The sequence below is a fragment of the Caballeronia sordidicola genome (assembly GCF_002220365.1).
In the GTDB taxonomy this organism is placed as follows: domain Bacteria; phylum Pseudomonadota; class Gammaproteobacteria; order Burkholderiales; family Burkholderiaceae; genus Caballeronia; species Caballeronia sordidicola_C.
In genome coordinates, this window is record NZ_MTHB01000234.1 from 17,519 (window position 1) to 43,877 (window position 26,359).

Annotated in this window: 25 protein-coding genes and 3 riboswitches; of the genes, 13 read left to right on the plus strand and 12 right to left on the minus strand. The window is 60.6% G+C overall.

All coding sequences use genetic code 11. From position 1 onward, the window contains the following. Position 1: 1 nt before the first annotated feature. Positions 2–1,090 (minus strand): cobalamin biosynthesis protein CobW, encoded by a 1,089-nt coding sequence (cobW, locus tag BSU04_RS32435; protein ID WP_089164377.1) that lies wholly within the window; start codon positions 1,088–1,090, stop codon positions 2–4. Between the two features lie 183 nt (positions 1,091–1,273). Continuing rightward, a riboswitch (cobalamin riboswitch) is annotated at positions 1,274–1,541 on the minus strand. A 160-nt stretch (positions 1,542–1,701) separates the two neighbouring features. Continuing rightward, a riboswitch (cobalamin riboswitch) is annotated at positions 1,702–2,001 on the plus strand. Between the two features lie 164 nt (positions 2,002–2,165). On the opposite strand from cobW, the gene cobA reads away from it, so the two are divergent. Genes cobA through BSU04_RS32460 form a run of 5 tightly spaced genes read left to right on the plus strand, consistent with a single transcriptional unit; the run spans position 2,166 to position 5,490 of the window. Beyond that, the gene (gene cobA / locus BSU04_RS32440) at positions 2,166–2,939 is read left to right on the plus strand and encodes a uroporphyrinogen-III C-methyltransferase (protein WP_089164378.1); all 774 of its coding nucleotides are present in this window, start codon (positions 2,166–2,168) and stop codon (positions 2,937–2,939) included. After that, on the plus strand, positions 2,936–3,307 hold the full coding sequence (locus tag BSU04_RS32445; RefSeq protein WP_089164379.1) for a cobalamin biosynthesis protein: 372 nt from the start codon (positions 2,936–2,938) through the stop codon (positions 3,305–3,307). Before cobA ends, BSU04_RS32445 begins: the two co-directional genes overlap by 4 nt. 35 nt (positions 3,308–3,342) lie before the next feature. Continuing rightward, positions 3,343–3,945, plus strand: coding sequence for a cob(I)yrinic acid a,c-diamide adenosyltransferase (gene cobO / locus BSU04_RS32450; RefSeq protein ID WP_089164488.1), 603 nt, complete (start codon positions 3,343–3,345; stop codon positions 3,943–3,945). 1 nt (position 3,946) lies between these two features. Further along, positions 3,947–5,245, plus strand: coding sequence for a cobyrinate a,c-diamide synthase (locus BSU04_RS32455; RefSeq protein ID WP_089164380.1), 1,299 nt, complete (start codon positions 3,947–3,949; stop codon positions 5,243–5,245). Further along, positions 5,242–5,490 carry a DUF1289 domain-containing protein gene (locus BSU04_RS32460; protein WP_089164381.1) on the plus strand — a complete coding sequence of 83 codons (249 nt, stop codon included), beginning with the start codon at positions 5,242–5,244 and terminating at the stop codon, positions 5,488–5,490. The genes BSU04_RS32455 and BSU04_RS32460 overlap by 4 nt, the downstream gene beginning before the upstream one ends. Positions 5,491–5,542: 52 nt before the next feature. Here BSU04_RS32460 and BSU04_RS32465 read toward each other — a convergent pair whose 3' ends face one another. Then, positions 5,543–6,310, minus strand: a complete 768-nt coding sequence (locus BSU04_RS32465) for a CbtA family protein (protein WP_089164382.1) — start codon at positions 6,308–6,310, stop codon at positions 5,543–5,545. An 8-nt stretch (positions 6,311–6,318) separates the two neighbouring features. Then, complete coding sequence (locus BSU04_RS32470; RefSeq protein ID WP_089164383.1) at positions 6,319–6,552, minus strand: CbtB domain-containing protein; 234 nt, start codon at positions 6,550–6,552, stop codon at positions 6,319–6,321. 29 nt (positions 6,553–6,581) lie between these two features. Beyond that, positions 6,582–6,728, minus strand: a riboswitch (cobalamin riboswitch). 53 nt (positions 6,729–6,781) lie between these two features. Between BSU04_RS32470 and BSU04_RS32475 the strand changes: the two genes are divergently transcribed. Beyond that, positions 6,782–7,342 (plus strand): histidine phosphatase family protein, encoded by a 561-nt coding sequence (locus BSU04_RS32475; RefSeq protein ID WP_089164384.1) that lies wholly within the window; start codon positions 6,782–6,784, stop codon positions 7,340–7,342. 57 nt (positions 7,343–7,399) lie between these two features. Here the strand turns inward: BSU04_RS32475 and BSU04_RS48130 are convergent, their stop codons facing one another. Together BSU04_RS48130 and BSU04_RS32485 are read right to left on the minus strand one after the other, a co-directional pair. Continuing rightward, positions 7,400–7,735, minus strand: a complete 336-nt coding sequence (locus tag BSU04_RS48130) for a hypothetical protein (protein WP_256983568.1) — start codon at positions 7,733–7,735, stop codon at positions 7,400–7,402. 188 nt (positions 7,736–7,923) lie between these two features. Further along, the gene (locus BSU04_RS32485; protein ID WP_089164385.1) at positions 7,924–8,499 is read right to left on the minus strand and encodes a DUF2878 domain-containing protein; all 576 of its coding nucleotides are present in this window, start codon (positions 8,497–8,499) and stop codon (positions 7,924–7,926) included. 260 nt (positions 8,500–8,759) lie between these two features. On the opposite strand from BSU04_RS32485, the gene ppk2 reads away from it, so the two are divergent. After that, positions 8,760–9,656, plus strand: a complete 897-nt coding sequence (ppk2, locus tag BSU04_RS32490) for a polyphosphate kinase 2 (protein WP_089164386.1) — start codon at positions 8,760–8,762, stop codon at positions 9,654–9,656. Between the two features lie 12 nt (positions 9,657–9,668). Here the strand turns inward: ppk2 and BSU04_RS32495 are convergent, their stop codons facing one another. From BSU04_RS32495 to BSU04_RS32515, 5 genes are all read right to left on the minus strand, one after another. Continuing rightward, positions 9,669–9,908 carry a hypothetical protein gene (locus BSU04_RS32495; protein ID WP_144021426.1) on the minus strand — a complete coding sequence of 80 codons (240 nt, stop codon included), beginning with the start codon at positions 9,906–9,908 and terminating at the stop codon, positions 9,669–9,671. Between the two features lie 120 nt (positions 9,909–10,028). Beyond that, positions 10,029–11,561: an efflux transporter outer membrane subunit gene (locus BSU04_RS32500; RefSeq protein ID WP_089164388.1), complete on the minus strand. Its 1,533-nt coding sequence runs from the start codon at positions 11,559–11,561 to the stop codon at positions 10,029–10,031. 11 nt (positions 11,562–11,572) lie between these two features. Beyond that, positions 11,573–14,767 (minus strand): efflux RND transporter permease subunit, encoded by a 3,195-nt coding sequence (locus BSU04_RS32505; protein WP_089164389.1) that lies wholly within the window; start codon positions 14,765–14,767, stop codon positions 11,573–11,575. 139 nt (positions 14,768–14,906) lie between these two features. Beyond that, a complete protein-coding gene (locus tag BSU04_RS32510; RefSeq protein WP_089164390.1) occupies positions 14,907–16,097 on the minus strand; it encodes an efflux RND transporter periplasmic adaptor subunit in 1,191 nt (396 codons plus the stop codon). 38 nt (positions 16,098–16,135) lie between these two features. Continuing rightward, on the minus strand, positions 16,136–16,963 hold the full coding sequence (locus tag BSU04_RS32515; protein WP_089164489.1) for an alpha/beta hydrolase fold domain-containing protein: 828 nt from the start codon (positions 16,961–16,963) through the stop codon (positions 16,136–16,138). A gap of 197 nt (positions 16,964–17,160) precedes the next feature. On the opposite strand from BSU04_RS32515, the gene BSU04_RS32520 reads away from it, so the two are divergent. From BSU04_RS32520 to BSU04_RS46775, 3 genes are all read left to right on the plus strand, one after another. Beyond that, positions 17,161–18,171: a LysR family transcriptional regulator gene (locus BSU04_RS32520; protein WP_089164391.1), complete on the plus strand. Its 1,011-nt coding sequence runs from the start codon at positions 17,161–17,163 to the stop codon at positions 18,169–18,171. 361 nt (positions 18,172–18,532) lie between these two features. Continuing rightward, positions 18,533–18,886 (plus strand): DUF4148 domain-containing protein, encoded by a 354-nt coding sequence (locus BSU04_RS32525; RefSeq protein ID WP_089164392.1) that lies wholly within the window; start codon positions 18,533–18,535, stop codon positions 18,884–18,886. Between the two features lie 15 nt (positions 18,887–18,901). Further along, positions 18,902–19,039, plus strand: a complete 138-nt coding sequence (locus BSU04_RS46775; protein WP_179258514.1) for a hypothetical protein — start codon at positions 18,902–18,904, stop codon at positions 19,037–19,039. A 127-nt stretch (positions 19,040–19,166) separates the two neighbouring features. Here BSU04_RS46775 and BSU04_RS32530 read toward each other — a convergent pair whose 3' ends face one another. Continuing rightward, complete coding sequence (locus BSU04_RS32530) at positions 19,167–21,722, minus strand: adenosylcobalamin-dependent ribonucleoside-diphosphate reductase (RefSeq protein WP_089164393.1); 2,556 nt, start codon at positions 21,720–21,722, stop codon at positions 19,167–19,169. A 222-nt stretch (positions 21,723–21,944) separates the two neighbouring features. Between BSU04_RS32530 and BSU04_RS32535 the strand changes: the two genes are divergently transcribed. Further along, a complete protein-coding gene (locus BSU04_RS32535; RefSeq protein ID WP_089164394.1) occupies positions 21,945–23,237 on the plus strand; it encodes an MFS transporter in 1,293 nt (430 codons plus the stop codon). Between the two features lie 78 nt (positions 23,238–23,315). On the opposite strand, the gene BSU04_RS32540 is transcribed toward BSU04_RS32535, so the two are convergent. Further along, positions 23,316–23,759: a hypothetical protein gene (locus BSU04_RS32540; RefSeq protein ID WP_144021427.1), complete on the minus strand. Its 444-nt coding sequence runs from the start codon at positions 23,757–23,759 to the stop codon at positions 23,316–23,318. Here BSU04_RS32540 and BSU04_RS32545 point away from each other — a divergent pair. Continuing rightward, positions 23,737–24,984 carry an ISL3 family transposase gene (locus BSU04_RS32545; RefSeq protein ID WP_089164396.1) on the plus strand — a complete coding sequence of 416 codons (1,248 nt, stop codon included), beginning with the start codon at positions 23,737–23,739 and terminating at the stop codon, positions 24,982–24,984. The genes BSU04_RS32540 and BSU04_RS32545 overlap by 23 nt on opposite strands. Next, positions 24,935–26,359 carry a NarK family nitrate/nitrite MFS transporter gene (locus BSU04_RS32550; RefSeq protein WP_089164397.1) on the plus strand — a complete coding sequence of 475 codons (1,425 nt, stop codon included), beginning with the start codon at positions 24,935–24,937 and terminating at the stop codon, positions 26,357–26,359. The genes BSU04_RS32545 and BSU04_RS32550 overlap by 50 nt, the downstream gene beginning before the upstream one ends.

A 26,359-nucleotide genomic window follows, 5' to 3' on the forward strand; every position in this document is an offset into this window, starting at 1 on the left:
ATCAGGCCTGCACGGGTGCGTTGGCGAGCGCGGCAGCCAGCGCTTGTTGCAGACGCGGCTGATCGAGATCTTCACCAATCAGCACGAACCGGCTGGTCTCGCTGGCCGCTTCGGCAGCAGTCCAGCGGCGGTCGAAGTAGGTATCGAAACGCTGGCCCACCCCTTGCACGACAAGCCGCATGGGCGTGCCCGGCAACGCCGCGAAACCCTTCACGCGATAGATCGTGTTGGTATCGACCAGTGAGCGCAGTGCGGCAACCACGGCCTCGCGCGACTCGACCCGCGCTTCCACCACGACTGAATCGAAGTCGTCGTGATGATGATCGGCGTGTCCTTCGTCGTCGACGGAACCATGATGATCGACACGCAGATGAATAGTCGTTTCCGATGCCGCCTCGAGCCCGAGCAACGCGTGCAGATCGAGCTGACCCATCTGCGCCGGCACGATCTTGACGCCTGCTGGAATCTCGCCGCGAATCAGCGTTTCCACCGCGCGCTGCTGCGTTTCGTCGATCAGATCGGTCTTGTTGAGAATCACCAGATCCGCTGAAGCAAGCTGATCCTCAAACAATTCGTGCAGCGGAGATTCGTGATCGAGGTTTGGATCGGCGCGGCGTTGTGCGTCGACAGCCTGCGGGTTCGCCGCGAACTGGCCGCTTGCCGCAGCGGGACCATCGACCACGGTCACGACGGCATCCACGGTGAACGCATTCTTGATGGACGGCCAGTTGAAAGCCTGCACGAGCGGCTTGGGCAACGCCAGGCCGGAGGTCTCGATCAGCACGTGATCGATCTGATCACGCCGCTCGACGAGTTGCTCCATCACCGGGTAAAACTCTTCCTGCACCGTGCAGCAGAGACAACCGTTCGACAGTTCATACAGATTCGGTTGATCCGTGGCGCTTTCGTCCTCGCAACCGATGTTGCAGCCCTTCAGGATTTCGCCGTCGATGCCCAGTTCGCCGAATTCGTTCACGATCACCGCGATCCGCAGCCCTTTCGCGTTTTGCAGGATGTGCCGCATCAATGTGGTCTTGCCGCTGCCGAGGAAACCCGTTACGACCGTGACCGGGATTTTGCGCATTTGCATCCGTTGCTCCGTTGTATCGATTGGCTGCTTGCTGCCGGAATGCGTCGCCCTTTGCTGACTCAAGCGCTGACTCGAGCGAGCAATGAATGCGCGCGCGGACGTCGCGATGCAGGATGGCAATCCGGAAAAGCATGGTGAAAAGTGTCGAGCGCATGCCGCATCCCCGCGACAAACGTCCGCTCCAAGTGCTGACTCGTTCCGGCCGGTATCCGGGCTGGCGAAAATGCCGCTTCACCTTCCCACATGATGTATCCATGCAGTGGTATTTCGAAGCCGGCTTTACCGTGCGAAGTGGCGTGAATCAGGGTGAAGCCACGTCGCGCGATTTTCGCTTTACCGTTGCGGGGGCAGCGCAGGTTGGCACGGCCGGGGTTCCGGCAACGCTCCCTGCTTCCCGTTTAACTGCGCGCAGCAGAGGCCGCGCGCGAGCACCAGAAAACTACCGCGAAGTCTAGGCTGATGGGGGATAAGCGTCAAGGTTTGGACGGGGCGCGGATGGGGGTTCAGGGCCGGCCTGCGGACGAAAGCCCTTGCCGCTGCCAGCGCACTAAACCTGCTCTGCCGGACGGTCCCAGCCTGTAAAAGCCCAGCGCAAACAACACCCGCTGTGCTATCTTTGGCCCGCGTCTGGTGCTCACGCGCGCTTTTCCCGCGCGCGTAGTTAAACGGGAAACAGGATGTGCACGCGCGTATTTTCAAGGCTTACGCTTCAGGCCTCACGCGCCGTGTCGACAAAAACCTGTGCTGTCCCCGCAACGGTATGCGACCCGCGCCCGCTTCGACTGACTCTCGTTCCTGACTCTCATTCGAACCGGGCGCCCATTTCCTCCACAGCCACTGCGCAAGCGAGCGGGAAGGCGAGCGGAATGCGGTCGCGAAGCCCGGATACCGGCCAGTCGCCAAGTGGCGCGCTCTAAAAGCGCGCCGGACGCCAAATCCGCGAGGGACGGATGAAGGACGTAATGCTCATATCGTCTTACATGAATCCAATTTTGCAACGCTTGCGCCCGTTCTCGCACCGACCGTTCTGCTGGCTATCTAGCGCGTTTCCGGGTCGCGCCAACGAGGCGCAATCATGAGCACGCCCGCCCGCGTCTGGCTGATCGGCGCCGGCCCCGGCGACGTCGAGTTGATGACGCTCAAAGCCGTGCGCGCGCTGTCGGAAGCCGATGTCGTCCTCGTCGACGACCTGGTGAATCCCGACGTGCTGAAGTTCGCCCGTGCCAACGCCGTCATTCGTTACGTCGGCAAGCGCGGCGGACATCCGTCTACCCCGCAAGCAGCGATCATCGAAGACATGCTGGCCCATGTGCGCGCCGGCCACGTCGTCGCGCGGCTGAAAGGCGGCGATCCGTTCGTCTTCGGTCGCGGCGGCGAAGAAGTCCAGGCGCTGCATGCGGCAGGCGTGCAAGTGGAGGTGGTCTGCGGCATCACGGCAGGCATTGCCGCGCCGGCTGCCGTCGGCATTGCGGTCACGCATCGCGATCACACCATGGGCGTCGTGTTCGTCACCGGCCACGGCGCCAGTCGCGAAGCGGGCGCAAATGCAGCCGAGCCCGACTGGCGCGCGCTGGTCGCGACGAAAATGACACTGGTCGTGTATATGGGCGTACGGCGGCTCACCGATATCACACGCGCGTTGGTCGATGCCGGACTCGATCCGCAGACGCCGGCGGCCGCCATAGAACGCGCTACACGTCCCGATCAACGGCATCTGCGAGCGCCGCTCAGGTACCTCGCCCGTGCGGTGGAAGACGCGGGAATCGGTGCACCAGCGATCGTCGTGATCGGCTCGGTTGCCGGGCTGGGGATGGCGAGCGCGCTGGATTACGTCGCACAGCAATCATGAGCACATGGGTCATCGGCATAGGCTGCCGGCGCGGTGTAAGTGTCGAACAGATTCATGTTGCCGTGTTCGCGGCGTTGGGGACGCGGCCGCTGGCGAGCACTCGGGCGCTGGCATCGATCGATAGCAAGAAAGATGAAACAGCCCTGCTCGAATTCGCTGCTCGCCACGGTTTGCCGCTGCTTTTTTTTTCGAAGCAGAGCATCGCGCAGGTTGAAACCCGCAGGTCGGAACAGGTTCAGGCGCTGCTCGGCATTGACGGCGTCTGCGAACCTTGCGCGCTGCTGGCGTCGCGCAACGGGCGAATCATAGTGCCGAAAAAAGTGACCGATGGCGTGACCGTCGCTATCGCCGCAGACGACCTCAGGTAACAAAACAAGCAACAGACTGACAACCAGAGAACATGATGAAAACGGACGAAGAATCGCATCTGCGCATGACCCAGCGACGCAAGGAAGGCCACGAAAAAAAGCAGGCCGCCGCCGCGCTTGAGAAAGGCCTCCTGATCGTCAACACGGGTACGGGCAAGGGTAAGACCACTGCGGCGTTCGGCATGGCGGTGCGTGTGCTCGGACATGGCATGCGGCTCGGCGTGGTGCAGTTCATCAAGGGTGCGCTGCATACGTCCGAACGCGATTTCCTCGGCGCAATCGCGAACTGCGATTTCGTCACCATGGGCGACGGCTACACGTGGGACACGCAGAATCGCGATGCCGATATCGCGACCGCTCGCAAGGGCTGGGACGCCGCGTGCAAGATGATTGAAAGCGGCGAGTATCAGATGGTCGTGCTCGACGAACTGTGCACGGTGCTCAAGTACGAATACCTGCCGCTCGACGAAGTGCTCGCGGTGCTCACCGCACGGCCCGCGATGCTGCATGTGGTCGTGACGGGCCGCCACGCGCCCGAGGCGCTGATCGAAGTGGCCGATCTCGTGACGGAGATGCGTCCCATCAAGCATCCGTATCGCGAGCAAGGCGTGAAGGCGCAACGCGGCGTCGAGTTCTGACGTGCGCGCCTGCCCCGCTTTATTCATCAGCGCGCCCGCGTCGAACCAGGGCAAGACCACCGTCACCGCCGGGCTCGCGCGCTATCACGCGCGGCAAGGCCTGCGGGTGCGGGTCTTCAAGACCGGCCCTGACTTTCTCGATCCGATGATCCTGGAACGCGCGTCCGGCGCGCCGGTGTATTCGCTGCATTTGTGGATGGTCGGCGAAAGCGGCTGCCGTGCGCTGCTCGCGCAGGCGTCGCAGGAAGCCGATTTGATCCTGATCGAAGGCGTGATGGGCCTCTTCGACGGCACGCCCAGCAGCGCTGATCTTGCGGCCACGTTCGGCGTGCCGGTGCTTGCCGTGATCGGCGCGCACGGCATGGCGCAGACCTTCGGTGCCATGGCATTCGGGCTCGCGCGCTACCGCGCGGATCTGCCCTTTTATGGTGTGCTCGCCAATCGCGTGGCGTCGGCACGGCACGCGCAAATGCTAAGCGAAGCCATCCCCGAAGGCATTCGATATTGCGGTCATCTGTCGAGCACCGACAACATTGCGCTACCCGGACGGCACCTGGGCCTCACGCAAGCATCGGAGGTGGCGGACATCGATGCGCGGCTGGACCGCGCAGCGGACGCCATCGGCGAGACGACGCTGCGCGAGTTGCCGCCCGCGGTCATGTTCCATCACGAAACCGTCGACCAGCCGCCGCGTTTGCTGGAGGGCATGCACATCGCCATTGCCCGCGATGCCGCGTTTTCGTTCATCTACCCTGCGAATCTCGATCTGCTGGTGGCGATGGGCGCAACGCTCGCCCCCTTCTCGCCGCTTGCCGATGAACCCGTTCCCGCGCATGCCGATGCGCTTTATCTGCCCGGCGGATATCCGGAATTGCACGCCGCCCGGCTCGCAGCGAACGCAGTGAGTGCGGCCTCGATTCGAGCGCATGTTGAGGCGGGCAAAGCGGTGGTCGCGGAATGCGGCGGCATGCTGTATCTGCTCGATTCACTAACGGATATCGAAGGCTCGCAGCATGCGATGCTTGCCCTTCTGCCGGGACAAGCGAAAATGCAGAAACGCCTGGCACGGCTAGCCATGCAGCGTGTTGAAAGCCGCCACGGCATCCACACCGGCCACACCTTCCACTACTCGTCCATGACAACGAGCATGTCGCCGGTGCTTACCGCGACGCACGCCACCACGGGCGTGGAAGGCGAAGCGATCTATCGTCATGGCCCGATCACCGCCACTTACATGCACACTTACTGGCCGACGAATCCGGTGGCGGCAGCCGCCCTCTTTCGCGGCGAAACTTTATGACAACGCCTATGGAACTGCCGATAGAAACGGAAATACCGCTCGAACTCACGTTCACCATCGCGCGCGCAAAACAGCTTCAACCCGTGGGTTCGCCTTGCACGGACGTATGCCGGCTCGACAAGATCACGGGTCATTGCGAAGGCTGCTTCAGAAGCCGCGAAGAAATCAAGGCATGGAAAACGATGGCCGACGGCGACAAGCTCGCACTGTTCGATACCCTGCTTGCACGCAAGGCCGCACGATGAAAAAGGGGCGGCCCGCAGGCCGCCCCTCATTGAATCGAAATTAACAAAGCGCTCAGGCCGAAGCGATCCGCCGTGCCGGCACCTTTTCCAACTCGCGTTGCGCGAGCGCGCCGAAGAGCAAGCCGAGCGTGGTCCAGATCACTGCCTGGATACCAATTGCCGCCACGCGGAACTTCCACAGCAGCGCCGCTGAGAACAGCCTGGGCACTTCGTCGATCGGCGGCAGCGCAAGGTATGCCAGCGCCATCAGCACAATGTACACGGCAACCGAGATCAGCACCGCGTTCCAGTTGCCGTGGCGCGCTTGCAGACGACGCTGCAGACGCACGGCAAACACCGCCACGATCAGCGAGATAGCGACCATGCCGAAAAGCAGCGCGGTCCGCGCCCCGATTGTGTCAGGATTGCCCACGGAAGGCGGATTAGGCGGGTATTTAAGGAACGGCACGATGGCAACAGTCACGAAGCCGAACAAGCCGAGCAACGCCGATGTGCCGCGTGCGCGCAAAGTGCCAATCCTCCCATACGAAAAAGCGAACACGAGCGAGAACAGGCCGCCCAACGCTGTCCCGAACACGCAGACACCGGTCAGCAAACCCAGCCCCGCTTGCGTGCCGCGACTCACCAGCTCTACGTCGTCGGCAGGATCGTGCGGATGCCCAGCCGCTGCGTCCGCTTGCTCGCGCAGCTTGTCCTGCTGAGACTCGAATGCAATCGCGCGATCAACCGCAGGCTCGCCAAACGTTTTGGCCACGCAAAAGCCGAGCAGGCCCGCGACGAGTCCCGCGATCATGCCGCGTATCAAAAGGTTTCGGATCATGGTCGGACTCAGTGGCAGGGAAAGCCGACCAGATGGCGACCGTCGTGGACGAACTCGTGGATATACATGCCCTGGAAGATCGAGGTCGCGCCCTGTTCGGCACCGACAAAATAAATCGCGAGCAGCGCAAGCAGGCCAATAAAGATTGCCCAGGGCAACACTTCACGCACCGGAATGGGCATGGGTGCATCAAATGCGGGATTGTTGCCAGAGAAACTGGCGGATGCGGCTGGCTGGTTCATGAACGACTCCAAGGGAATGCGCGTCCCGTAAGACAAGAAAGGCTGCAGCGGGGGTCTGACTTGCAGACGCTGGAAGAAGGCTGAAGCCCTATCAGTCCCATTCGACATCCGCTCACAGTGGCGCGACCGTGCCGGGTTTTCACCGGCTTCCTCGCGCTGCAAGCTTGCCATTCTAAAATGAGTTGGTGGAATGTAAAGCAATCCGTTAGCAATTCCTTAATCGAGCGACATGAAAACCGAACTTATCCTGCTGTGCCACGCAACGACGCACGCGATGAAAACCGGCTCGTTTCCGAGTACCGGCGACGCTATCGATGAGCTTGAGTTATCCCGGCTCCCGCGGCTTGCTTCCCTGCTTCAACCGGATCGGGTCGTCACAAGCCCGGCACACGCTGCCATGCAAACCGGACGATCGTTCGGCGTTGCAACGAGTGTTGACCCGTTATGGAGCGACCTGGATTACGGTCTTTGGCAAGGTCGTCCAATCCGCGAGATTCATGATGAAGACGCAGGCGGATTGGGCGCATGGCTGTCCGAACCGGCAAGCGCCGTGCATGGCGGCGAGAGCCTGGAAGCCCTTCAAACAAGGGTTTGCGGCGCGCTGGAGAGGAATCGGGAGGCTGGAGTCACGCTGGTGGTGACGCATGCGATCGTGGTCAAGACCGTGCTGGCGACCGTGCTGGACGCGCCGCTCATGTCCATTTATTGCATGGACCTGGAACCGCTTTCGACAATCACACTGACCCTGTCAGGCGAAGCATGGCGCCTTCGATCCAAGTCTTGCGTATGACGGAAACACGTCGTTCTTGCAAGGGGCTGCAAAACCAGAACAGCCCTGCGCATGCGGTCAGCCTTTCGCGCCGCGTGCCATCCGCTGAAGGGTCGAAGAATCGATCGCGCCCGCGCAGATCCTGATCGCTTCTTTCAGCGTGCGGGGTCGTCCCGCGGCGAAATGCGCTTCAAGAATCGCAATAGCGCGAAGCCGTTCGTTGTTGCCAAGCTTCTCGCCGGTCGCTAGTTCGAGCACCGATATGAAATACGTCGCCGGTGGCGTGGTGCGGGAAGGCGCCGTTGGCGTGACTGCGGGAATGGCATCCGACCATGCCTGTTTTGCAATGGCCGCTACATCGGATTGGCCGAGCCAACCCGTTTCTCTCAGTTCAAATTCGTTTCGACTAGTCATCAATCAAGCCCTGAAATAATCCTCGGATCACCCTAAGATTATTACTAGCAAGGACTATTCCAGCTTGAAGACACAAGCGCTTTTCCTAACCTGTCCGGAGCATCGCTCGGACGACCCTGCACGCCGCCAGATCCCTCGCCGCGCATCCAACGCTCTTGAACATGACCGGCTTTGACAGCCCGCAGCCGTTACCAGTGCGCCCCGCTGTGCACCCCGTCCCACCGGCGCGACAGCAGGATCAACACCGGCATCAGGATCGCCCAGCCAATAGCCAGCACGATCGTCGCAGGCAATGGAAACGCCAAGCGCACCGCGCCGAGCGCGGCGCCGGCGCGAAACGACATCGGTCCGGCAATGGCGCCGAGCACCGACGCAAGCAGCATGCGTTGCTTAAGCCAGCCGAAGGTCGTGTTGAACTGGGCGGCGAACAGCGCCCACAATGCAAGGATCCAGTAAGGGGCGACGCCCGGCAGCACGGTGCCGTTTGGGTACACGAGTAACCCGGTGGCAACCGGCACGCTCTCCCAGATTGCGCCCAGCACCAACACGCTGACCAGTAGCTTGAACTCCTGCCACGGCCGATCAACGCGTGCCAAATGCATGGCGATAAGCACAATGGTCGTTGCCACGCCCATCCATGGCACGTCGCGTGCGGCGCTCAGCACACAGGCAAACCAGCCGAGCTGCCCGATCACGAAATAGACGGACGGCGCCCAGCGTTCGACCGTTGATGAGCGCCGTGTGCCAATGGATGAGTCGTGCATGCGGTTTCCGGTTTTCGAGCAAAGTGCGCAAGTGTGATAACGCTACCGCATATTGCGTCCGGCCGTTCACGCATCTCGCTCGCTGGAAGGCGGATCATTCGTCTAACCGTTGCCGCGCTCTTGACCAGGCTGCCGTAACATTCCTGAAATTATCAGGCCGGATAATCGATAATTTGCAGGACTGCGGGGTTTTGCATTGCCTGCCGGGAAGAGTCAACGCGGTCAACGCGGTCAACATGCCCAACCAAACGGAGCTCCCCATGATTTCGCAGGATAAACAGCGCCGCTTCGAAGAAGACCTGATCGACAGCTACGACGAAGAACTCGAGATGGAAGTCGACGACCGCATCCTCGACGGCGACGGTGCGTTTTCCGCCGAAGCGCGCGAGCAGCGCAAGATCTACTTTCGCGAACTGTTCCGCCTGCAAGGCGAACTCGTGAAGCTGCAGGACTGGGTTGTCGCCAGCGGCCACCGGCTGGTGGTGATCTTTGAAGGACGCGACGCCGCCGGCAAGGGCGGCGCGATCAAGCGCATCACGCAGCGGCTGAATCCGCGCGTGTGCCGGGTCGCCGCCTTGCCCGCACCAAACAATCGCGAACGCACCCAGTGGTATTTCCAGCGTTACGTGTCGCATCTGCCGGCAGGCGGCGAGATCGTGCTGTTCGACCGCAGCTGGTACAACCGGGCGGGCGTGGAACGCGTGATGAATTTCTGTACCGATGCCGAGTACGAAGAGTTCTTTCGCTCAGTGCCGGAATTCGAAAAGATGCTGGTGCGCAGCGGCGTGCAGATTTTGAAGTACTGGTTCTCGATCACCGACGACGAACAGGAAGTCCGCTTCCAGGCGCGTATTCAAGATCCATTGAAGCAGTGGAAGCTGAGTCCGATGGACCTGGAAAGCCGCCGTCGCTGGGAAGCCTATACGCACGCGAAGGAAGTGATGCTGAGCCGCTCGAACATTCCCGAAGCGCCGTGGTGGGTCGTGCAGGCCGTGGACAAGAAACGCGCGCGGCTGAACTGCATTCACCATCTGCTGAGCCAGGTGCCGTATCACGAGATCGACCACCCCGCGATCGAATTGCCTGACCGCGTGTATAACGATGATTATCTGCGGCAGCCCGTGCCCGAAAGCATTATCGTGCCGGAAATATATTGATTGATGAAGGGGCTAGCAGTGGCAGGTCTTGTCATGCATGGCATGGACCTGCGGCGGCAGGACATCGCCACGACCGGCTTGATCGTGACGATGCCTGAACACCGCTTGAAACATGTATTGCGAACCCTTCATGACCACGACGAACGTCACTTGCATCAGGTTGAAATCGAGCGTCACCATCAGACGCATCAAGACCAAAAGCGGTAGTACGACGGCGGGTCGGTAGAGTTGTCGTTCGATTAAGGCTTTCATGACGGCTCCCGTATCCATATTTTTATTCTACGGATCGGGAGCCTCCGGATAAACCCGCTGTAATCGAAGACACTTGTCGCGCGTTTTGAACAATCGCGCGTCCAGTGCTGGGTTTAAGGCCTAGCGCGACGCTACGCTCGCATCCGACGCGGCTGGGAGAGGTGTTGCAGGCGCAGCCGGCATATCTCCCCAGCCACCGCCCAATGCACGGATCAGGTTTACCGTCGACGTAGCCTGCACGCCCGCCAGTTGTACCGCTGCGCGCTGCGACTGCAGCACGGTACGCTCGGCATCGATCACGTCAAGATAGTTGACCGCGCCCTCGGTGTACTGCGAACGGGAGAGCTGCGCTGCCCGGTTCGACGCGCTTACCGCTTCAGCCTGCGTGCGTGTCTGGTCCTCGAGGATGCGCAGGTCCGAGAGGTTGTCCTCTACTTCCTGGAACGCCACGAGCACCTGCTGCCGATAATTCGCGACATCCTCTTCATAGATCGCGCGTGCATTCGCCAGATTGCCCTTGCGACGTCCGCCGTCGAAGATCGGCAAATTGAGCGCCGTACCCGCAAACGGTCCAAGCAGGAACGTGCGGCTTGACCAGTTGAAGAGGTCACCCAGCGTGGCCGATTCGAATCCACCCGAACCCGTTATGTTGAGCGAGGGGAAAAACGCCGCCTTCGCCACACCGATGCGCGAATTCGCCGCCGCCATCGTACGCTCTGCCGCCGCAATATCCGGACGGCGTTCAAGCAACGATGAAGGCAGGCCCGGCGGAATCTTGATCTCGACAGGCGTGAGCGGGTTCGCCGCCATCGAGAACTGCGATGCCGCCTTACCCAGCAGCACCGCGAGGCCGTGCTCGGAGGCGGCACGCAAGCGCTGCACCGTCATGGCGTCGGACTTGGCCGTGGCAAGTTCGGACCTGGCCTGCGCAACGTCCAGCTCGCTGATCTCGCCTTCGTTAAAGCGGTTCTGCACGAGCTTCAGGGCCTGCTCGCGCAACGTGACGGTGCGCGTAAAGACATCGCTTTCCGAATCGAGCTCGCGCAGGTTGAAATAGTTCTGCGCTACGTCCGCCTGCAGCGCAAGTTGCACCGACCGGAACAGCGCTTCGCTTTGCTCGGTGTCGGCGTTCGCGGCCTTCACCGAGTCCGACACGCGGCCGAACAGATCCACTTCATACGACGCGCTTCCCTCTGCGCGCCACAGGGTCTGTGAGGGTACGTTCGCGTTGGCGGGAAGGAACTGCGACGCCGGCGAGAGCTTCTCACGCGTCGGGCCGAAGCCCGCATCCAGCGTCGGGAACAAACCTGCCCGCGCCGTCTGGTTGATCGCGCGCGATTCCTTTACGCGCGCCGCGGCAGCCTTCAGGTTCTGGTTCGCCTCGAGCGCCTGATGTTCCAGATCGTTGAGCGTGGGGTCGTTGAAGACTGTCCACCATTCGCCGCGCAATGCCTGCTCCGACGGTTGGGCCGTCTTCCACGTGCCCTGTTCTGAAGGCGCCAACGCCGTTTCCTGCGGTGTTTCCTTGAAGGCTGCCGGCGCGTTCACGTCGGGCTTCGTGTAGGTCGGTGCGAGCGAGCAGCCCGCGACGACCAGCAACGATCCCAGTAACGCCGACAAACCCAGCCATCGCTTTGTATTCAACGTTTTCATTTCAATCTCTCTCATGCTTCAACCGAAGCATTGACACCGCTGATGTGCGGATTGTGGCCATGCTTGTCGACGAGATGTTCGCCACCAGCCAGCTTTCTCAACAGCACATAAAACACCGGCGTGAGCATCAGGCCGAACAACGTCACACCGAGCATGCCGAAGAACACCGCCACGCCCATTGCATGGCGCATTTCCGAACCCGCGCCCGACGAGAGCACGAGCGGCACCACGCCCATGATGAAAGCGATCGATGTCATCAAGATTGGTCGCAGACGCAGACGGCTGGCTTCAATAGCCGCCTGCACAATCGAACGTCCCTGCATTTCCAGCTCTCGCGCAAATTCCACGATCAGGATGGCGTTCTTCGCCGACAAGCCCACCAGCACCATCAAGCCGATCTGCGTGAAGATGTTGTTGTCGCCCTTCGTGAGCCATACACCGACCAGCGCCGAGAGAATGCTCATGGGCACGATCAGGATTACGGCGAGCGGCAGCGTCAGGCTTTCATACAACGCGGCCAGCACGAGGAATACGAGCAGCACGCTGATCGGGAACACCCACATGGCCGCGTTGCCCGCGAGGATCTGCTGATACGTCAGGTCGGTCCATTCGAACTTGATACCGCGCGGCAGCGTTTCAGCGGCAATGCGTTCCACCGCAGCCTGTGCCTGGCCCGACGAATAACCTGGGGCCGGACCACCGTTGATATCGGCAGCGGTGTAGCCGTTGTAGCGCACCACCATCTCGGGTCCAAACGTCGGCGTCACCTTGACGAGCGACGACAGCGGCACCATCTCGCCGTTCGCGTTACGCGTCTTGAGCAGACCGATGTCCTCCGAACTCGACCGGAACGGCGCATCCGCCTGTACCCGAACCTGGTACACACGGCCGAAGCGGTTGAAGTCGTTCACATACAGCGAGCCGAGGTACACCTGCATCGTGCTGAATACATCGGTGACGGATACACCCAGTTGCTTCGCTTTCACCCGGTCCAGATCCACGTTCAGTTGAGGCACGTTGATCTGATAGCTGGAGAACGTCGGGCCCAGTTCAGGCGCCTGCGACGCACGCTTGATGAACGCCTGCGTAGCGTCGTTCAGTGCGGCGTAGCCCAGCGCGCCACGGTCTTCCAGTTGCAGCTTGAAACCACCCAGCGTCCCCAGCCCAAGCACTGGCGGCGGCGGGAACACGGCAATGAACGAACCCTTGATCGCTGCGTATTTCTGGTTCAGCGAACCGGCAATTGCACCCGCAGAGAGCGCAGCGCCGTGGCGTTCGTTAAACGGCTTGAGCGTCACGAACACAATGCCCGCGCTCGACGAATTAGTGAAACCGTTCACGGACAAGCCCGGAAACTCCACCGCGCTTTGAACGCCCGGCGTTTTTATCGCGATGTCCGTCATCTGGCGAATCACTGCCTCGGTACGATCGAGCGACGCGCCGTTGGGCAACTGCGCAAAGCTGATCAGATACTCCTTGTCCTGCGCCGGCACGAAACCGCCGGGCACGACCTTGCTCATCAGCACAGCGCCGCACAACAGCACGACATACACGCCCATCATCAGCGCCTTGCGGTTGATGACGCCCGTCACGCCCTTGCCGTAGTTTTCCGAACCACGCTTGAAGACCTTGTTGAACTGGCGGAAGAAGCCACCGAACACGCGGTCCATGCCACGCGTCAGCCAGTCCTTCGGTTCGTCATGGCCCTTCAGCAGCAATGCTGCCAGCGCCGGCGACAACGTCAGCGAGTTGAACGCCGAAATCACCGTGGAGATGGCGATGGTCATCGCGAACTGCTTGTAGAACTGACCCGTCAGGCCGGACATGAACGCGAGCGGCACGAACACGGCGGTCAGCGTCAATGCAATGGCGATAATCGGCCCGCTCACTTCGCGCATGGCCTGATAGGTCGCCTCTCGCGCCGATAACCCCGCCTCAATATTCCGTTCGACGTTCTCCACCACCACGATCGCATCGTCCACCACGATCCCGATTGCCAGCACCATGCCGAACAATGACAACGCGTTGATCGAGAAGCCGAACGCCAGCAGCAGCGAGAAGGTACCGATGATCGACACCGGCACTGCCAACAACGGAATAATCGACGCGCGCCAGGTTTGCAGGAACACGATCACCACCAGCACGACCAGCGCAATCGCTTCGATCAACGTATGGATCACTGCTTCAATACTTGAACGCACGAACTGCGTCGGGTCATAGACGATTTGATAATCGACGCCCGCCGGCATGTCCGCCTTCAGTTCCTTCATGGTCTGGCGGACCGACTCGGAGATCTGCAGCGAGTTCGCGCCGGGTTGCTGGTTGATCGCCATGGCGACCGCCGACTTGTTGTCGAGCAGCGAACGCAAGCCATATTCCGATGCAGCCAACTCGACCCGCGCCACGTCACCCAGATGCGTGACCGCGCCGTCAGGCGAGGTCTTGAGCACGATGTCCCGGAACTCCGCTTCGGTCTGCAAGCGGCCTTGCGCATTCACGTTGAGTTGCAGCGGCACGTTCGACGAAGTCGGCGATGCACCGATCACACCGGCTGCCACCTGCACGTTCTGCTCGCGGATCGCGTTGACGATGTCCGTTGCCGTCATGCCGCGCTGCGCGACCTTTTGCGGGTCGAGCCAGATGCGCATGGAGTAATCGCCCGAACCCCACAACTGGACTTCCCCCACGCCCTGGATTCGCTCAAGCCGGTCCTTCACGTTGATCAGCGCATAGTTGCGCAGATACGTCATGTCATAGCGGTTATTGAGCGAGTTCAGGTGAACCACCATCGTGAGCGTCGGCGACGACTTGATGGTCGTCACGCCAAGCCGCGTCACGTCTTCCGGCAAACGCGGCAGCGCTTGCGCCACGCGGTTCTGCACCAGCTCCTGCGCCTTGTCCGGGTCCGTGCCGAGCTTGAACGTCACCGTGATGGTCAGGTTGCCGTCGCTGTTGGCCTGCGACTGCATGTACAGCATGTCTTCCACACCGTTGATCTGCTCTTCCAATGGCGACGCCACCGTTTCGGCGATCACCTTCGGATTCGCGCCCGGATACTGCGCATGCACGACCACGGACGGAGGCACGACTTCCGGATATTCGGAGATCGGCAGCTTGAACATGGCGATGATGCCCGCCAGCAGGAGGAGCACCGACAGCACACCCGCGAAGATCGGGCGGTCGATGAAAAACTTGGAAATGTTCATGACGTTTTCTTTATCTGCATGAGAGGCTGCGCGCGTGTAGCCGCCGACCGGTCCGTCCCGTCAGGAACGAACCCGTCACGTACCACGCACACGAGGAGCCGCTGTAAAGCGCTTATAAACCCGTCTTGTAAAGCGCGTCTTATGAAGCGTTTTTGGCCGGCAACGCACTCGCCATTGCTACGGAATTGGCCTTCACGACATCGTTCGGACGCACGCGCTGCAGGCCGTTCACCACGATCCGCTCGCCCGGCTGCAAGCCCTTCGCGATGACGCGCATGCCGTCGCTCATCGTGCCGAGCGTGACTTCGCGGTATTGCGCGCGGTTGTCCGCGTCCACCACCATCACGAACTTCTTGTCCTGGTCGGTTCCGATCGCGGCGTCGTCGATCAGCACAGCCGGATGCGGCGTGCCTCCGCCTACCTTGATGCGTGCATAGAGGCCCGGCACCAGCGAACCGTCGGCGTTATCGAAACGTGCTCGCACGCGAATCGTTCCCGAGCCCGTATCGAGCTGGTTGTCGACAGACGCAACCTTGCCTTCGCGCGAGAAACCGTCCTCATTTGCGAGACCGAGCGAGACCGGCACGCTCGCACGCGAGTCGCGGCTGAGGTAGCGCAGGTAGGTCTGTTCATCGACGTCGAACGAGGCGTAGATTGGCGACACCGACACCAGCGTGGTCAGCAGCGGCGCGCTGGAACCCGTCGACACGATGTTGCCCACCGTCATCTCAGCACGCGACACCCGGCCCGACACCGGCGCCACGATCTGCGTGTACGTCAGGTTGATCTTCGCCGTCTCGAGCGCCGCTTGCGCAGCCTTCAGGTTTGCCGCGGCTTCGTGCGACGCGTTCTGCTTCTCGTCGTAGTCGCGCTTGGCAATAGCGTTATCCGCCAGCAAACGCTCCGCGCGCGCGGCATCGGTCGATGTATACCCGTTGCGAGCCTGAGCCGCCGCGAGTTGCGCCGCGGCTTGATCGACTTGCGCCACGTACGGCCGCGGGTCGATCGTGAAGAGCGGATCGCCCTTCTTCACCAGCGCGCCGTCGGCAAAATGCACCGCGACGATGGTCCCCGGCACGAGCGGTCGGATCTCGACCTTGTCGACCGCTTCCAGGCGGCCCGAATAGTTCTGGTAGTCGGTGATGGTCTTCGAGACCACCGTGGCGACATCCACTTCCATGACGGGCGCCGCCGGCTTGACGGCCGCTTCCGCACCGTTCACCGGCAGATCGCCGCGGCCGAAACCATGCATGGCAGTGAATGTTCCGATGCCTGCGACGACCAGCGCGGCGCCTAGCGCGACGGTAAGACGTTTGCGAGTGATGGACATGCGTTGCTCCGATTAAGTCGTTGAGATTGTTTGAATTTTTAAGTGTCGCCAAGCGGCGCAAGGGCCCGCGCACGCAGCCGTTTCCTGAAGAACGCCACCACGTCGGCGAGTGCGGCAGGGTCCGCCGCCAGCGCGTTATGCGATGCATTGACATGTCGCGTGACTTCCGTCGGGACGCCTGCGGCGATCAGTTCGCCCGCATATTTCTCTGCCTCGATGTGCAGCAGGTCATGCTGGGCGCTGGCGATCAGCGCCGGCGGCAGACCAGCAAGACGCCGCGATTCCAGCGGCGCTGCATACGGATGAAGCCGTTGTGAAGCGTTCGGCAGATACGCCCGATAACACTGCGCGCACTCCGTCATGCAGATGTCCGGCGAGCGCACCTTGTTCTCATCAGCCATGCGCGTCATGCTTGGGTCCAGCAACGGCGCGAGCAGCGCTTGCGCCAGGATCACGATGTCGCCCCGATCCCGCGCGATAGCCGCGAGACAGGTGGCCAGGTTGCCGCCCGCATCGTGCCCCGCGACCCCGATACGGTTTGCATCCGCCCGTTGTGCACGAGCGTTCGCTATGGCCCATTGCGCCGCCCGATAAGCATCTTCGGGAGCCGCAGGAAACGGGAAAGCCGGAGCCAGGGAGTAGCCCACCGAGATCACCCACGCTGCGGTATCCCGGGCAATGGTGCTGGCGGTAACGTCGGCATCGTCCAGCGTGCCGCGCACAAAGCCGCCGCCATGAAAATAAAGCACGACCGGCAGGACGGTGCCGTCCGAGGCGGGGCGATAACTGCGCAAGGTGATGGGTTGCGCATGTCCCGCGATTCGAACATCCTCTATGCAGAGGCCCAGATCCAGCGTTGATGCCATGGTTATTTTCAGCGCGTTGGCGCCATCCCACCCGAGTTGCGATGGAACGAATTCTGGGGGCAACGACATTTGAAATAAATGCCTATAATCCGGCAACACAATTCGGTCGCACCGAACAATCGCGATTGAAACTGCCCATTCCTGTCTGAGCGGCATCCTTATTCCGGACGCTGCAAAGCACTGACGGTGAGAGAAAAATGGACCGGCTACAAGCTATGCAGGTGTTTACAAGAGTCGTTGACACCAACAGTTTTTCGCGCGCAGCAGACACCATGGACATGCCGCGCGCTTCGGTGACAACGATCATTCAGAACCTCGAAGCGTTCTTGAACGTGCGTCTCCTGCAACGCACGACACGACGCCTGAATCTCACGCCGGACGGCGCCGCGTATTACGAGCGCTGCGTGCGGATCCTGGCGGATATCGAGGAAACCGAGAGTTCATTCGCCAATACCGGCAAAGGTCCGCGCGGTAAACTGCGGATCGATATGCCGGGGTCGATCGGGCGCATGATCGTCATGCCCCAGCTTTGCGAATTCCACACGCGCTATCCGGATATCGAGTTGATGATCGGTTTCGGCGACAAACCCGTCGACCTGATCCAGGAAGGGGTGGATTGTGTCATTCGCGTGGGAACGCTGCAGGATTCCAGCCTCGTCGCCCGGCGGATCGGCGTGTTTCAGGGTCTGACCGCGGCGAGTCCGGAATATCTCGAGCTTCATGGCGTGCCGCATAGCATTGACGATTTGCAGCAGCACACGGCCGTGAATTATTTTTCCAGCCGCACCGGCCGCGTGATGGATATGGATTTTGTCGTCGACGGGAAGTCCGTCGACGTGAAGATGCGCGGAAAGATTGCCGTGAATGACGCCGAGGCTTATATCGCGTGCGGTGTCAAAGGAGTGGGTATCGTCCAGATAGCGCGTTTCATGGCACTTCCGCATTTGCGCTCCGGCGAACTGGTCGAGGTGCTGCCGCAATGGAAACCGTTGCCCATGCCCATTTCGGTGGTTTATCCGCATAACCGGCATTTGTCGCCCAAGGTGCGGGTTTTCGTCGACTGGGCCGCCGAATTATTTGAACGGTGTCCTCTGCTTTCGGGCCAGGAAGACGCCGAGCAGCGCTGTCTGCCGACGGCTACGCCAGCGAAATCGATCGTCAAGCATGGGACGCCAGATGTTGCCGGCACCGCTGAGGTGGTCGTTTAGTTTTGCTTGAGGCTCGTTGGATCGGGTCTCTTTTCTCAGCCTCAAGTCCTTTTCGACCCTGCTTCGGGTAAGGGCTTAAGTCCCTTGCGCTCATACTGGTTTCGCCGCAAAAGCCCTTTCCATAAGGGCTTTTGCGATTATTCGCCTGGCGCGATTAATCTTTTCGCTTAACAGTCATTTATCCGGCGCGCTCGCTTGACTACATTTCGTCCTGTCGCAGCGCGGCTCGTTGATTCGTCGATGCCATTGTTTTCTATTGCTTAGGCTCATTGCTTGAGTTCAACGCCCGCTGCCCCGCTATCAGTCCGATAGCATCGACCCCGTTCGATGCCAATCGAATGAACCGACAGGAGCAGCACGCATGAAAACCGCTATTGCAACACTCTCGCTTTCCGCTATCTCAGCCGTTGTTTCCACCACCGCATTCGCTGACGGCGGTATTGGGCATGCAGGCACTTATCAAACCGCGGTAACCAGCCAAAGCACCATGACACGCGCGCAAGTGCGCGCCGAGCTGGCCGCATCGTATGCAAACGGCACGCTGCCCGCGCTGAACCGCAACACCTACCCTGAGCGCAGCATGGCGGGGATTGCCATTGCCGAGCAGCACGAACAACGTGCACGCGACGCGGCGGCTGCGGAACAACGTAATCGTGGAATCGTGGAGTTCGCGAATGGATCAGTGACACAAAGCGGCAACACGCACGTTCAGTAAATAAAGGAGTCCATCATGAAAGAATCAGTACCCCTTGAAGACTTCTCCGCACTCGACGACTGGCTTCCGGAAGCGCCGCAATGGCAACCATACAGGCCGCAAGCAACGCGCGTGCGTCAGGCAACGGAATGGGCGGATTCAGCGGCAGGTTGAAGGATTCAGCGCTTTGCCGGCGCGGACTTATCAAGTGCGCGCCAGAGCGAATCACGAGGTTGAATGTGAGGGCGCGAGAATTCGGCTGAGTGCCTGATCGCGGTTCAAGTGATCAGGCACTCATGCTTCAACCGCACGCGCCTACTTCGCCGCACGCTGTACAGAAGTCGCAACCGTCCTTGCGGATCATTGCGTTGGCACCGCAAGTCGGGCACTTGCGCCCGGGAATGGGCAATAGCGCATGCGGGTTGGCTGCATCCGCGTTGTCTTCCACGACCGCAGTGATGTCGTCATCGCCGGAATCGGATGAGGCCGATACAAGGCCCACCTGCGCACTCTCGTGCCGACGCTGCGCGAGCAGCCGCGACGGAAGTTGACCGCCCTCGATATCGAGGAAACCTCGCCGGAACAGGATCTGCTGAATCGCGTACGCAAGCGCCGCGACTTCCGAATCGTGCCAGCGCGGTGATTTGTGGCCATCGAGGCGCTCGACGTCGCCCAGGCGCACCTGTCCACGATCCCACGATACCTTGCGCATATCCTGCAGATTGCGCGCGACAAATCCGCCCCGCGCTGCCAGTGACAACGAGCGCATGGTCGCCGTAATCCATTGCTGCGATTCGTCGCGCTGCCCCGTTGGTATGAAGAACTCGATAGGCCGCTCGATAGTGACATCTTCGCCACTCAACCGCCCGGTAATCTCCATGAACGACACCGCTACATAAAGCGACTTCTTGCCAGCCTGCGTGAGGTACTCCACCTTTTCGATGATCGCAGGCAGCTCGCCGCGCGGACGATGATCGATGGCAATACGCAACGGATCCAGTTGAACCTCGGCTTCAGCCGCGTCCGAGGGATCGGATGCAGCGATCGCGGGCGTCTCCGGCGTCACCGATAGTACGGCACCCAGCGTGTCGTTAGGACGGTAGGTGGCCAGCCCCTTGAGACCCCGGCGCCAGGCGTCGAAATAAAGGTCCTTGAATGCATCGAACGGATAATCGGCCGGTACGTTGACCGTCTTCGAGATGGAGGTATCGACGAAAGGCTGCACCGCCGCCATCATTTCCAGATGATCGTTCGCGGACATATCGAGTGCGCTTACAAAGTAATCCGGCAACGTCTTCACGTCGCCGCCCAGCTCGCGATACAAGCGGTACGCATGATCTTCCACCGGGAACGATTGCCGGCTGCCGTCCGCCATGCGCTTGGTCCGCTGATAGGTCCAAGAGAACGCCGGCTCAATGCCGTTCGACGCGTTATCGGCGAATGCCAGGCTCACCGTGCCGGTTGGCGCAATGGAAAGCAGGTGGCTGTTACGAATACCGTCGCGATGAATCTCCGCCTTGATGTCGTCCGGCAGGCGCGACGCAAACGTGCCTGTTTCAAGGTACTTTTTAGCATCGAACAGCGGAAACGCACCCCGCTCGCGAGCCAGCTCCACCGACGCGCGATACGCTTCATCGCGCATGGTCCGCGCCACGCGTGTCGCAAAATCGCGGCCTTCCTGCGCGTCGTAGCGCACGCCGAGCATGACAAGCGTGTCGCCGAGCCCGGTAAAACCCACGCCTATGCGCCGCTTCGCTTGCGCCTCCTGGTCTTGCTCGGGTAGCGGCCAGAGCGTTACGTCGAGCACATCGTCGAGAAAACGAACCTGCGTGCGGGTGCTTTTCGCCAACCCGTCCCAGTCGAATACCGGCGTTCCTCCGTGACGCTGCGCGAACGGTTCACGCACGAAACGTGTCAGGTTCAACGGGCCGAGGTTGCAGCACCCGTAGGCCGGCAACGGTTGCTCGCCGCAGGGATTGGTTGCGCGAATGGTTTCCACCGCTCGCAGGTTGTTGTCGTCGTTCATGCGCGATACGAACACCACCCCCGGCTCCGCGACGTCATAGGTCGAGCGCATGATCGTGTCCCACACTTCCCGTGCCCGCACTTCGCGATAAACCCACACACCATCGTCACGCTGCCGCGCATCGGCCGAAGCCCTGAACGAAGGTGACGGTTCGGCGGGATGTACGAGTTGCCACGGGGTATCGTCAGCAACCGCCTGCATGAACTCGTCGGTCACCGCAACCGATACGTTGAAGTTATTCCAGCGACCTTTCACATGCTTTGCCGCGATAAATTCAAGCAGGTCAGGATGTGAGCAATCCAGGATGCCCATCTGCGCGCCGCGCCGCGACCCGGCGCTTTCAACGGTCCTGCATGACGCGTCGAAGACATCCATGTAACTGCACGGCCCCGACGCCGACGACCCCGTGGAATGCACGCGCGCACCCTTCGGACGGATCGCGGAAAAGTTGTAACCCACGCCGCCGCCGCGCCGCATGGTTTCGGCTGCCTGCAGCAAGGCGACGTAGATGCCCGGTAAACCGTTCTCGTCCACGCCCTGGATGGCGTCGCCCACGGGCTGAACGAAGCAGTTGATGAGCGTTGCTTGAATACCCGTGCCGGCCGCGCTCATGATCCGGCCCGCGCCCAGGGCGCCACGCTGGAAATTCTCGAAGAATTCGGTCTCGACTTGCTTGCGCCGCGCCTCGGGTTCGGCCATTGCCACGCCTCGTGCAACCCGTCGGTAAATATCGTCGATGTGCGTTTCGTCACCCTTCGCATACTTTTCCAGCATGACGTCGATGGAAAACTGCTGCGGTGAAACGGTGATCTTCAAGTCGTCTTCAGCCATGTCGGTCCTCGTAACCAAGCGGATTGCTGCGTTGCATCGCAGTGGCGGAAAGGCTTCCCGCCGGGCGCGCCGCCCCCAAGTTTTACACCTTTCGGAGTAGTCCCGCCGGATAAGCGACATGGAGTCGCGCCCTCCCAACGGTGAATGGGCGGCACAGCGCGTAGTCCCTAATCTTGCAGTCGATTCCCCACTAAACGCAAACTCAATCGACAGGCAAGCATCATGACTGCCGTACGTAAATCCCAAATCGGCGGAGCCGTCCACGACGCCTCGACCGCCGACCCGCGCGCCTGGCGCGTGCTGTGGTCGGGCACCTTCGCTTTCACCATCTGCTTCGCGATCTGGATGATGTTCGCGATTCTGGGCATTCCGCTAAAAACCCAACTGGGTCTCTCCGATGCCGAATTTGGCCTGATTGCCGCCACGCCGGTGCTGTCCGGGTCGCTGGCGCGTGTGCCGCTCGGCATTTGCACTGACCGCTTCGGCGGACGCATCGTCTTTTTCCTGACGATGCTCGCCACCGTCATACCAATCTGGATGCTCACCTACGCCACGCAGTTCTGGCAATTCATCGCGCTCGGGCTGCTGGTCGGTCTCGCAGGCGCAAGCTTCTCGGTCGGCACACCGTATGTGGCGCGCTGGTTTCCGAAGGACCGTCAAGGGCTCGCAATGGGCATCTTCGGTGCCGGCAATGCCGGTTCGGCGCTGACCAAGTTCGTGGCGCCTATCCTGATCGTAAGCGCCGGTACGTGGATGATCGTGCCGAAAGTCTATGCCATCGCCATGCTCGTTACCGCCATTCTCTTCTGGATGACGTCGGCGACAAATCCCGCCCATCGCATTGCCCATCCGCCGAGCTTCGCCAGCCAGTTGAGCGTGATGAAAGACCGTCACGCATGGCGCTATTCGCAGTATTACTCGGTCGTGTTCGGTGGTTATGTTGGGCTCGCGCTGTGGCTGCCCCATTACTACGTTAATCACTATGGATTCCATATTGAACAAGCCGCTTTGCTGGCTGCATGCTTCTCGCTGCCGGGCGGTGTGCTGCGTGCGGTTGGCGGATGGCTGTCCGATCGCTTCGGCGCGAAGAAAACAACGTGGGTCGTGATGTGGACCGTGCTTACGTGCTTCTTCTTTTTAAGCTATCCCGACGCCGGTTTCATCGTTCAGTCGAGCCGTGGTCCGATTGGCTTCAACATTGCCCTCTCGCCCACTGTGTTCACCATCCTGATGTTCACCGTAGGGATTGCAATGGCAATCGGCAAGGCGTCCGTATTCAAGTTCGTCTCCGATGAATATACCGGAAACATCGGCGCGGTATCTGGCGTGGTAGGTCTCGCGGGCGGCCTGGCCGGGTTCGCATTGCCCATTCTTTTCGGGTTGCTCGCCGACCTGACCGGCGTGAGCAGCACCTGTTTCATGCTGCTTTTCGGCGCCACCGCCGTCAGCCTCATCTGGATGACCTTCTCTTTCCGCTCGCATGGCAATGCTGCCCTGCCGCGCGGCTCCGTTTAACCCAACCTGCAAAAACATGTCCGACTACCTCCTAAAAAAATGGATCGTCGGGGGAATCTGTGGGTGAAATCGATGGATTCAGGCGGCGTTGAGGAAACGACATAGCTTTCGGCAGGTGGCATCGAAGAGGCCTTGCTCGCGCTCAGAGCGGTCATCCAGGAGCGGGCCACCGTCTTGCTCGTCGATATACCGTAACAGTATTGAGTGGGCGTCCAGCCTCCTGAGTTCGCGGTAAAGCTGGCGCTCTTCAACGAGACGACCACCGAGCATCCAGATAAAGTCCCGATGCTGGTGCAGGGTTTTTCGGCTGTAACCGCTGTCCAGAAGATGCAGGAGATACGGTGTGAATATCTTGACGAGATCCTGTCCGAACGGAATGTCCTGTTCCTCAAAGCTCCAGGACTTGGGCCAGTTTTGCAGGTCGGGAACGAGTCGTTCAAGATCGCTTGATTCGGGTGCGACAATGGCGGTATTACCGACGATTTTTCGCTTGCTAGCCATGCTTTTGACCCGCTTGCTCAATTCCTGTCATCATTTCCCCGGTTTCGTTTATGAAGGGGCGCGGCTGTGCGACAGGACGCAGACCATTGAGATTGACGTGCGCCCACGTAAGGGATCCAAACCAGTTTGTTCGTGCTGCAACGAGCGCGCAAGCGGCTACGATACGCTCGGAGAACGTCGCTTCGAGTTCATCCCGATCTGGGGTTTTGCCGTCATTCTGCTGTATTCGATGCGTCGTGTCGATTGCCGTCGGTGTGGCGTAAAGGTTGAGACGGTACCGTGGGCCATCGGCAAGCATACGTTGACCAAGGCATATATGCTTTTTCTGGCCCAGTGGGCTCGTAAGCTGTCGTGGAAAGAAACCGCGCTGAGTTTCCGCACCAGCTGGGAGAAGGTCTTCAATGCCGTGGAATGGGTAGTCGACTGGGGGCTGAATCATCGTGAGATCGGGACGATTCGCGCTTTCGGCGTTGACGAGATCCAGTATGGCCGAGGGCACCAGTACCTCACGCTCGTCTACCAGATCGAGGCCGGCCGCACGCGACTGCTCTGGGTCGGACAGGAACGTACTAAGGAGAGCTTCGCGAAGTTCTTTGCGATGATCGGCAAGCCGCTGTGCGAGAAGGTCGAATTCGTGTGTTCCGACATGTGGAAGCCCTATCTCGAGATGATAGCGCGTCATTGCCCGAACGCCCTGAACATCCTCGACCGTTTCCACATCGTTGCCAAGATGAACAAAGCGATCGATGAGGTGCGAGCCGATGAGGCCAGGCGCATGTCGCGTGATGGCTATGAGCCTGTTCTCAAAAAATCCCGCTGGTGCCTGCTTGCGCGACGCGAGAACCTTACTGGCAAACAACGTGTTCGCCTGCGTGACCTACTCCAGTACAACTTACGCAGCGTACGTGCCTATCTGCTCAAAGAAGAATTCCAGCAACTCTGGGACTACATCTCTCCTGTCTGGGCGGGCAAGTTCCTCGACCAGTGGTGCAAGCAGGTGATGCGCTCACGCATCGAGCCGATGAAGAAGTTTGCCCGGACCGTGCGCTCGCACCGGGAGCTGATCCTCAACTACTTCCGTGCCAGAAAGCAGTTCTCCAGCGGCGTTATCGAGGGGCTGAACAACAAGGCCAAAGTCACTATGAGAAAAGCGTACGGCTTCCGAACCTTCCGAGCCACAGAAATCGCGCTCTATCATGCACTTGGCAAGCTTCCCGAGCCTCCATCCACCCACACTTTTTACTGACGAACCAAAAAAATGGGAACCGGAAGATCCGGCTTTCTGGAAAACACGCGGCTCAGCCATTGCCAATCGCAACCTGTGGATCTCGATCCCGGCGCTGATGCTCGCCTTCGCAGTGTGGTCGCTGTGGAGCGTCGTTGTTGTCAACCTGGACAAAGGCGGTTTCCACTTCACGAAGAACGAGCTGTTCTGGCTAACGGCATTGCCCGCCCTGTCCGGCGCGACACTGCGCATTTTCTATTCCTTTCTCGTCCCCATCTTCGGCGGCCGGCGCTTTACCGCCGTCTCCACGGCCACGCTGCTCATCCCGGCAATCGGCATGGGCTTCGCCTTGCGCGATCCATCGACAGGTTATTCCACCCTGCTCGTGCTGGCTCTGCTGTGTGGTTTCGGTGGCGCGAACTTCAGTTCATCGATGGCGAATATCAGCTTCTTCTTCCCCAAGGCGCAGAAAGGACTTGCCACGGGATTGAACGCCGGCATTGGCAATCTAGGTGTGTCGCTGGTGCAGTTTGTGACGCCCCTCGTGATCGCCACGGCCGCCTTCGCTTCGCTCGCAGGGGATGGTCAGACATTCGTCGCAGACGGCACCGAACGCGGTATCTGGCTGCAGAACGCGGGCTTTATCTGGGTGCCGTTCATCGTGGCGGCGTCGGTAGCGGCGTGGTTCGGCATGAATGACATCGCCGATGCGAAGGCCTCGTTCACTGAACAAGCCATAATCTTCAAGCGTAAACATAACTGGCTGATGTGCTGGCTTTATATCGGCACGTTCGGCTCGTTCATCGGCTTCTCCGCTGGCTTCGCTCTGCTGACCAAAGCGCAATTCCCATCGATCAATCCCACCGCTTACGCATTCCTAGGCCCGCTCGCAGGCGCGCTGACACGTCCGATCGGCGGCTGGATCTCCGACCATCTCGGCGGCGCGCGGGTGACGCTCTGGACCTTTATCGGCATGATCGCGGCCGTCTTCGGCGTGATCTCGTTCATGCCCGCCGCCGGCGTATCGGGCAACTTCGCGGGATTCCTCGCCATGTTCATCGTGCTGTTCATGCTGACCGGCATTGGAAACGGTTCGACCTTCCGCATGATCCCTGTGATTTTCATGACCGAGCATCAGCGCCGTGCCAAGGGTCTCGATGCGGCAGCCCAACGCCAGGCTCTGCACAACGCAAGCAAGGAATCAGCGGCCGTGCTCGGGTTCTCCGCTGCTATCGGCGCGTATGGCGGCTTCTTCATTCCGAAGACCTTCGGCACCGCGCTCGACATGACTGGCTCCGCCATTCCCGCGCTGTACGTCTTCATCGCCTTCTACGTGACGTGCGTCGCCATCACATGGTTCTGCTACGCACGCAGCAACGCGAGCATGCCTTGCTGA

What these genes read in the sequence shown, in the direction of transcription:
- cobW (WP_089164377.1), bottom strand. Translation starts at nt 1,090, where the DNA reads ATGCAAATGCGCAAAATCCCGGTCACGGTCGTAACGGGTTTCCTCGGC.
- BSU04_RS32485 (WP_089164385.1), bottom strand. Translation starts at nt 8,499, where the DNA reads ATGCACGACTCATCCATTGGCACACGGCGCTCATCAACGGTCGAACGC.
- BSU04_RS46775 (WP_179258514.1), top strand. Translation starts at nt 18,902, where the DNA reads ATGAAAGAATCAGTACCCCTTGAAGACTTCTCCGCACTCGACGACTGG.
- BSU04_RS32535 (WP_089164394.1), top strand. Translation starts at nt 21,945, where the DNA reads ATGACTGCCGTACGTAAATCCCAAATCGGCGGAGCCGTCCACGACGCC.
- BSU04_RS32445 (WP_089164379.1), top strand. Translation starts at nt 2,936, where the DNA reads ATGAGCACATGGGTCATCGGCATAGGCTGCCGGCGCGGTGTAAGTGTC.
- ppk2 (WP_089164386.1), top strand. Translation starts at nt 8,760, where the DNA reads ATGATTTCGCAGGATAAACAGCGCCGCTTCGAAGAAGACCTGATCGAC.
- cobA (WP_089164378.1), top strand. Translation starts at nt 2,166, where the DNA reads ATGAGCACGCCCGCCCGCGTCTGGCTGATCGGCGCCGGCCCCGGCGAC.
- BSU04_RS32545 (WP_089164396.1), top strand. Translation starts at nt 23,737, where the DNA reads ATGCTTTTGACCCGCTTGCTCAATTCCTGTCATCATTTCCCCGGTTTC.
- BSU04_RS32505 (WP_089164389.1), bottom strand. Translation starts at nt 14,767, where the DNA reads ATGAACATTTCCAAGTTTTTCATCGACCGCCCGATCTTCGCGGGTGTG.
- cobO (WP_089164488.1), top strand. Translation starts at nt 3,343, where the DNA reads ATGAAAACGGACGAAGAATCGCATCTGCGCATGACCCAGCGACGCAAG.
- BSU04_RS32515 (WP_089164489.1), bottom strand. Translation starts at nt 16,963, where the DNA reads ATGGCATCAACGCTGGATCTGGGCCTCTGCATAGAGGATGTTCGAATC.
- BSU04_RS48130 (WP_256983568.1), bottom strand. Translation starts at nt 7,735, where the DNA reads ATGACTAGTCGAAACGAATTTGAACTGAGAGAAACGGGTTGGCTCGGC.
- BSU04_RS32520 (WP_089164391.1), top strand. Translation starts at nt 17,161, where the DNA reads ATGGACCGGCTACAAGCTATGCAGGTGTTTACAAGAGTCGTTGACACC.
- BSU04_RS32510 (WP_089164390.1), bottom strand. Translation starts at nt 16,097, where the DNA reads ATGTCCATCACTCGCAAACGTCTTACCGTCGCGCTAGGCGCCGCGCTG.
- BSU04_RS32470 (WP_089164383.1), bottom strand. Translation starts at nt 6,552, where the DNA reads ATGAACCAGCCAGCCGCATCCGCCAGTTTCTCTGGCAACAATCCCGCA.
- BSU04_RS32460 (WP_089164381.1), top strand. Translation starts at nt 5,242, where the DNA reads ATGACAACGCCTATGGAACTGCCGATAGAAACGGAAATACCGCTCGAA.
- BSU04_RS32475 (WP_089164384.1), top strand. Translation starts at nt 6,782, where the DNA reads ATGAAAACCGAACTTATCCTGCTGTGCCACGCAACGACGCACGCGATG.
- BSU04_RS32495 (WP_144021426.1), bottom strand. Translation starts at nt 9,908, where the DNA reads ATGAAAGCCTTAATCGAACGACAACTCTACCGACCCGCCGTCGTACTA.
- BSU04_RS32525 (WP_089164392.1), top strand. Translation starts at nt 18,533, where the DNA reads ATGAAAACCGCTATTGCAACACTCTCGCTTTCCGCTATCTCAGCCGTT.
- BSU04_RS32530 (WP_089164393.1), bottom strand. Translation starts at nt 21,722, where the DNA reads ATGGCTGAAGACGACTTGAAGATCACCGTTTCACCGCAGCAGTTTTCC.
- BSU04_RS32465 (WP_089164382.1), bottom strand. Translation starts at nt 6,310, where the DNA reads ATGATCCGAAACCTTTTGATACGCGGCATGATCGCGGGACTCGTCGCG.
- BSU04_RS32500 (WP_089164388.1), bottom strand. Translation starts at nt 11,561, where the DNA reads ATGAAAACGTTGAATACAAAGCGATGGCTGGGTTTGTCGGCGTTACTG.
- BSU04_RS32550 (WP_089164397.1), top strand. Translation starts at nt 24,935, where the DNA reads ATGCACTTGGCAAGCTTCCCGAGCCTCCATCCACCCACACTTTTTACT.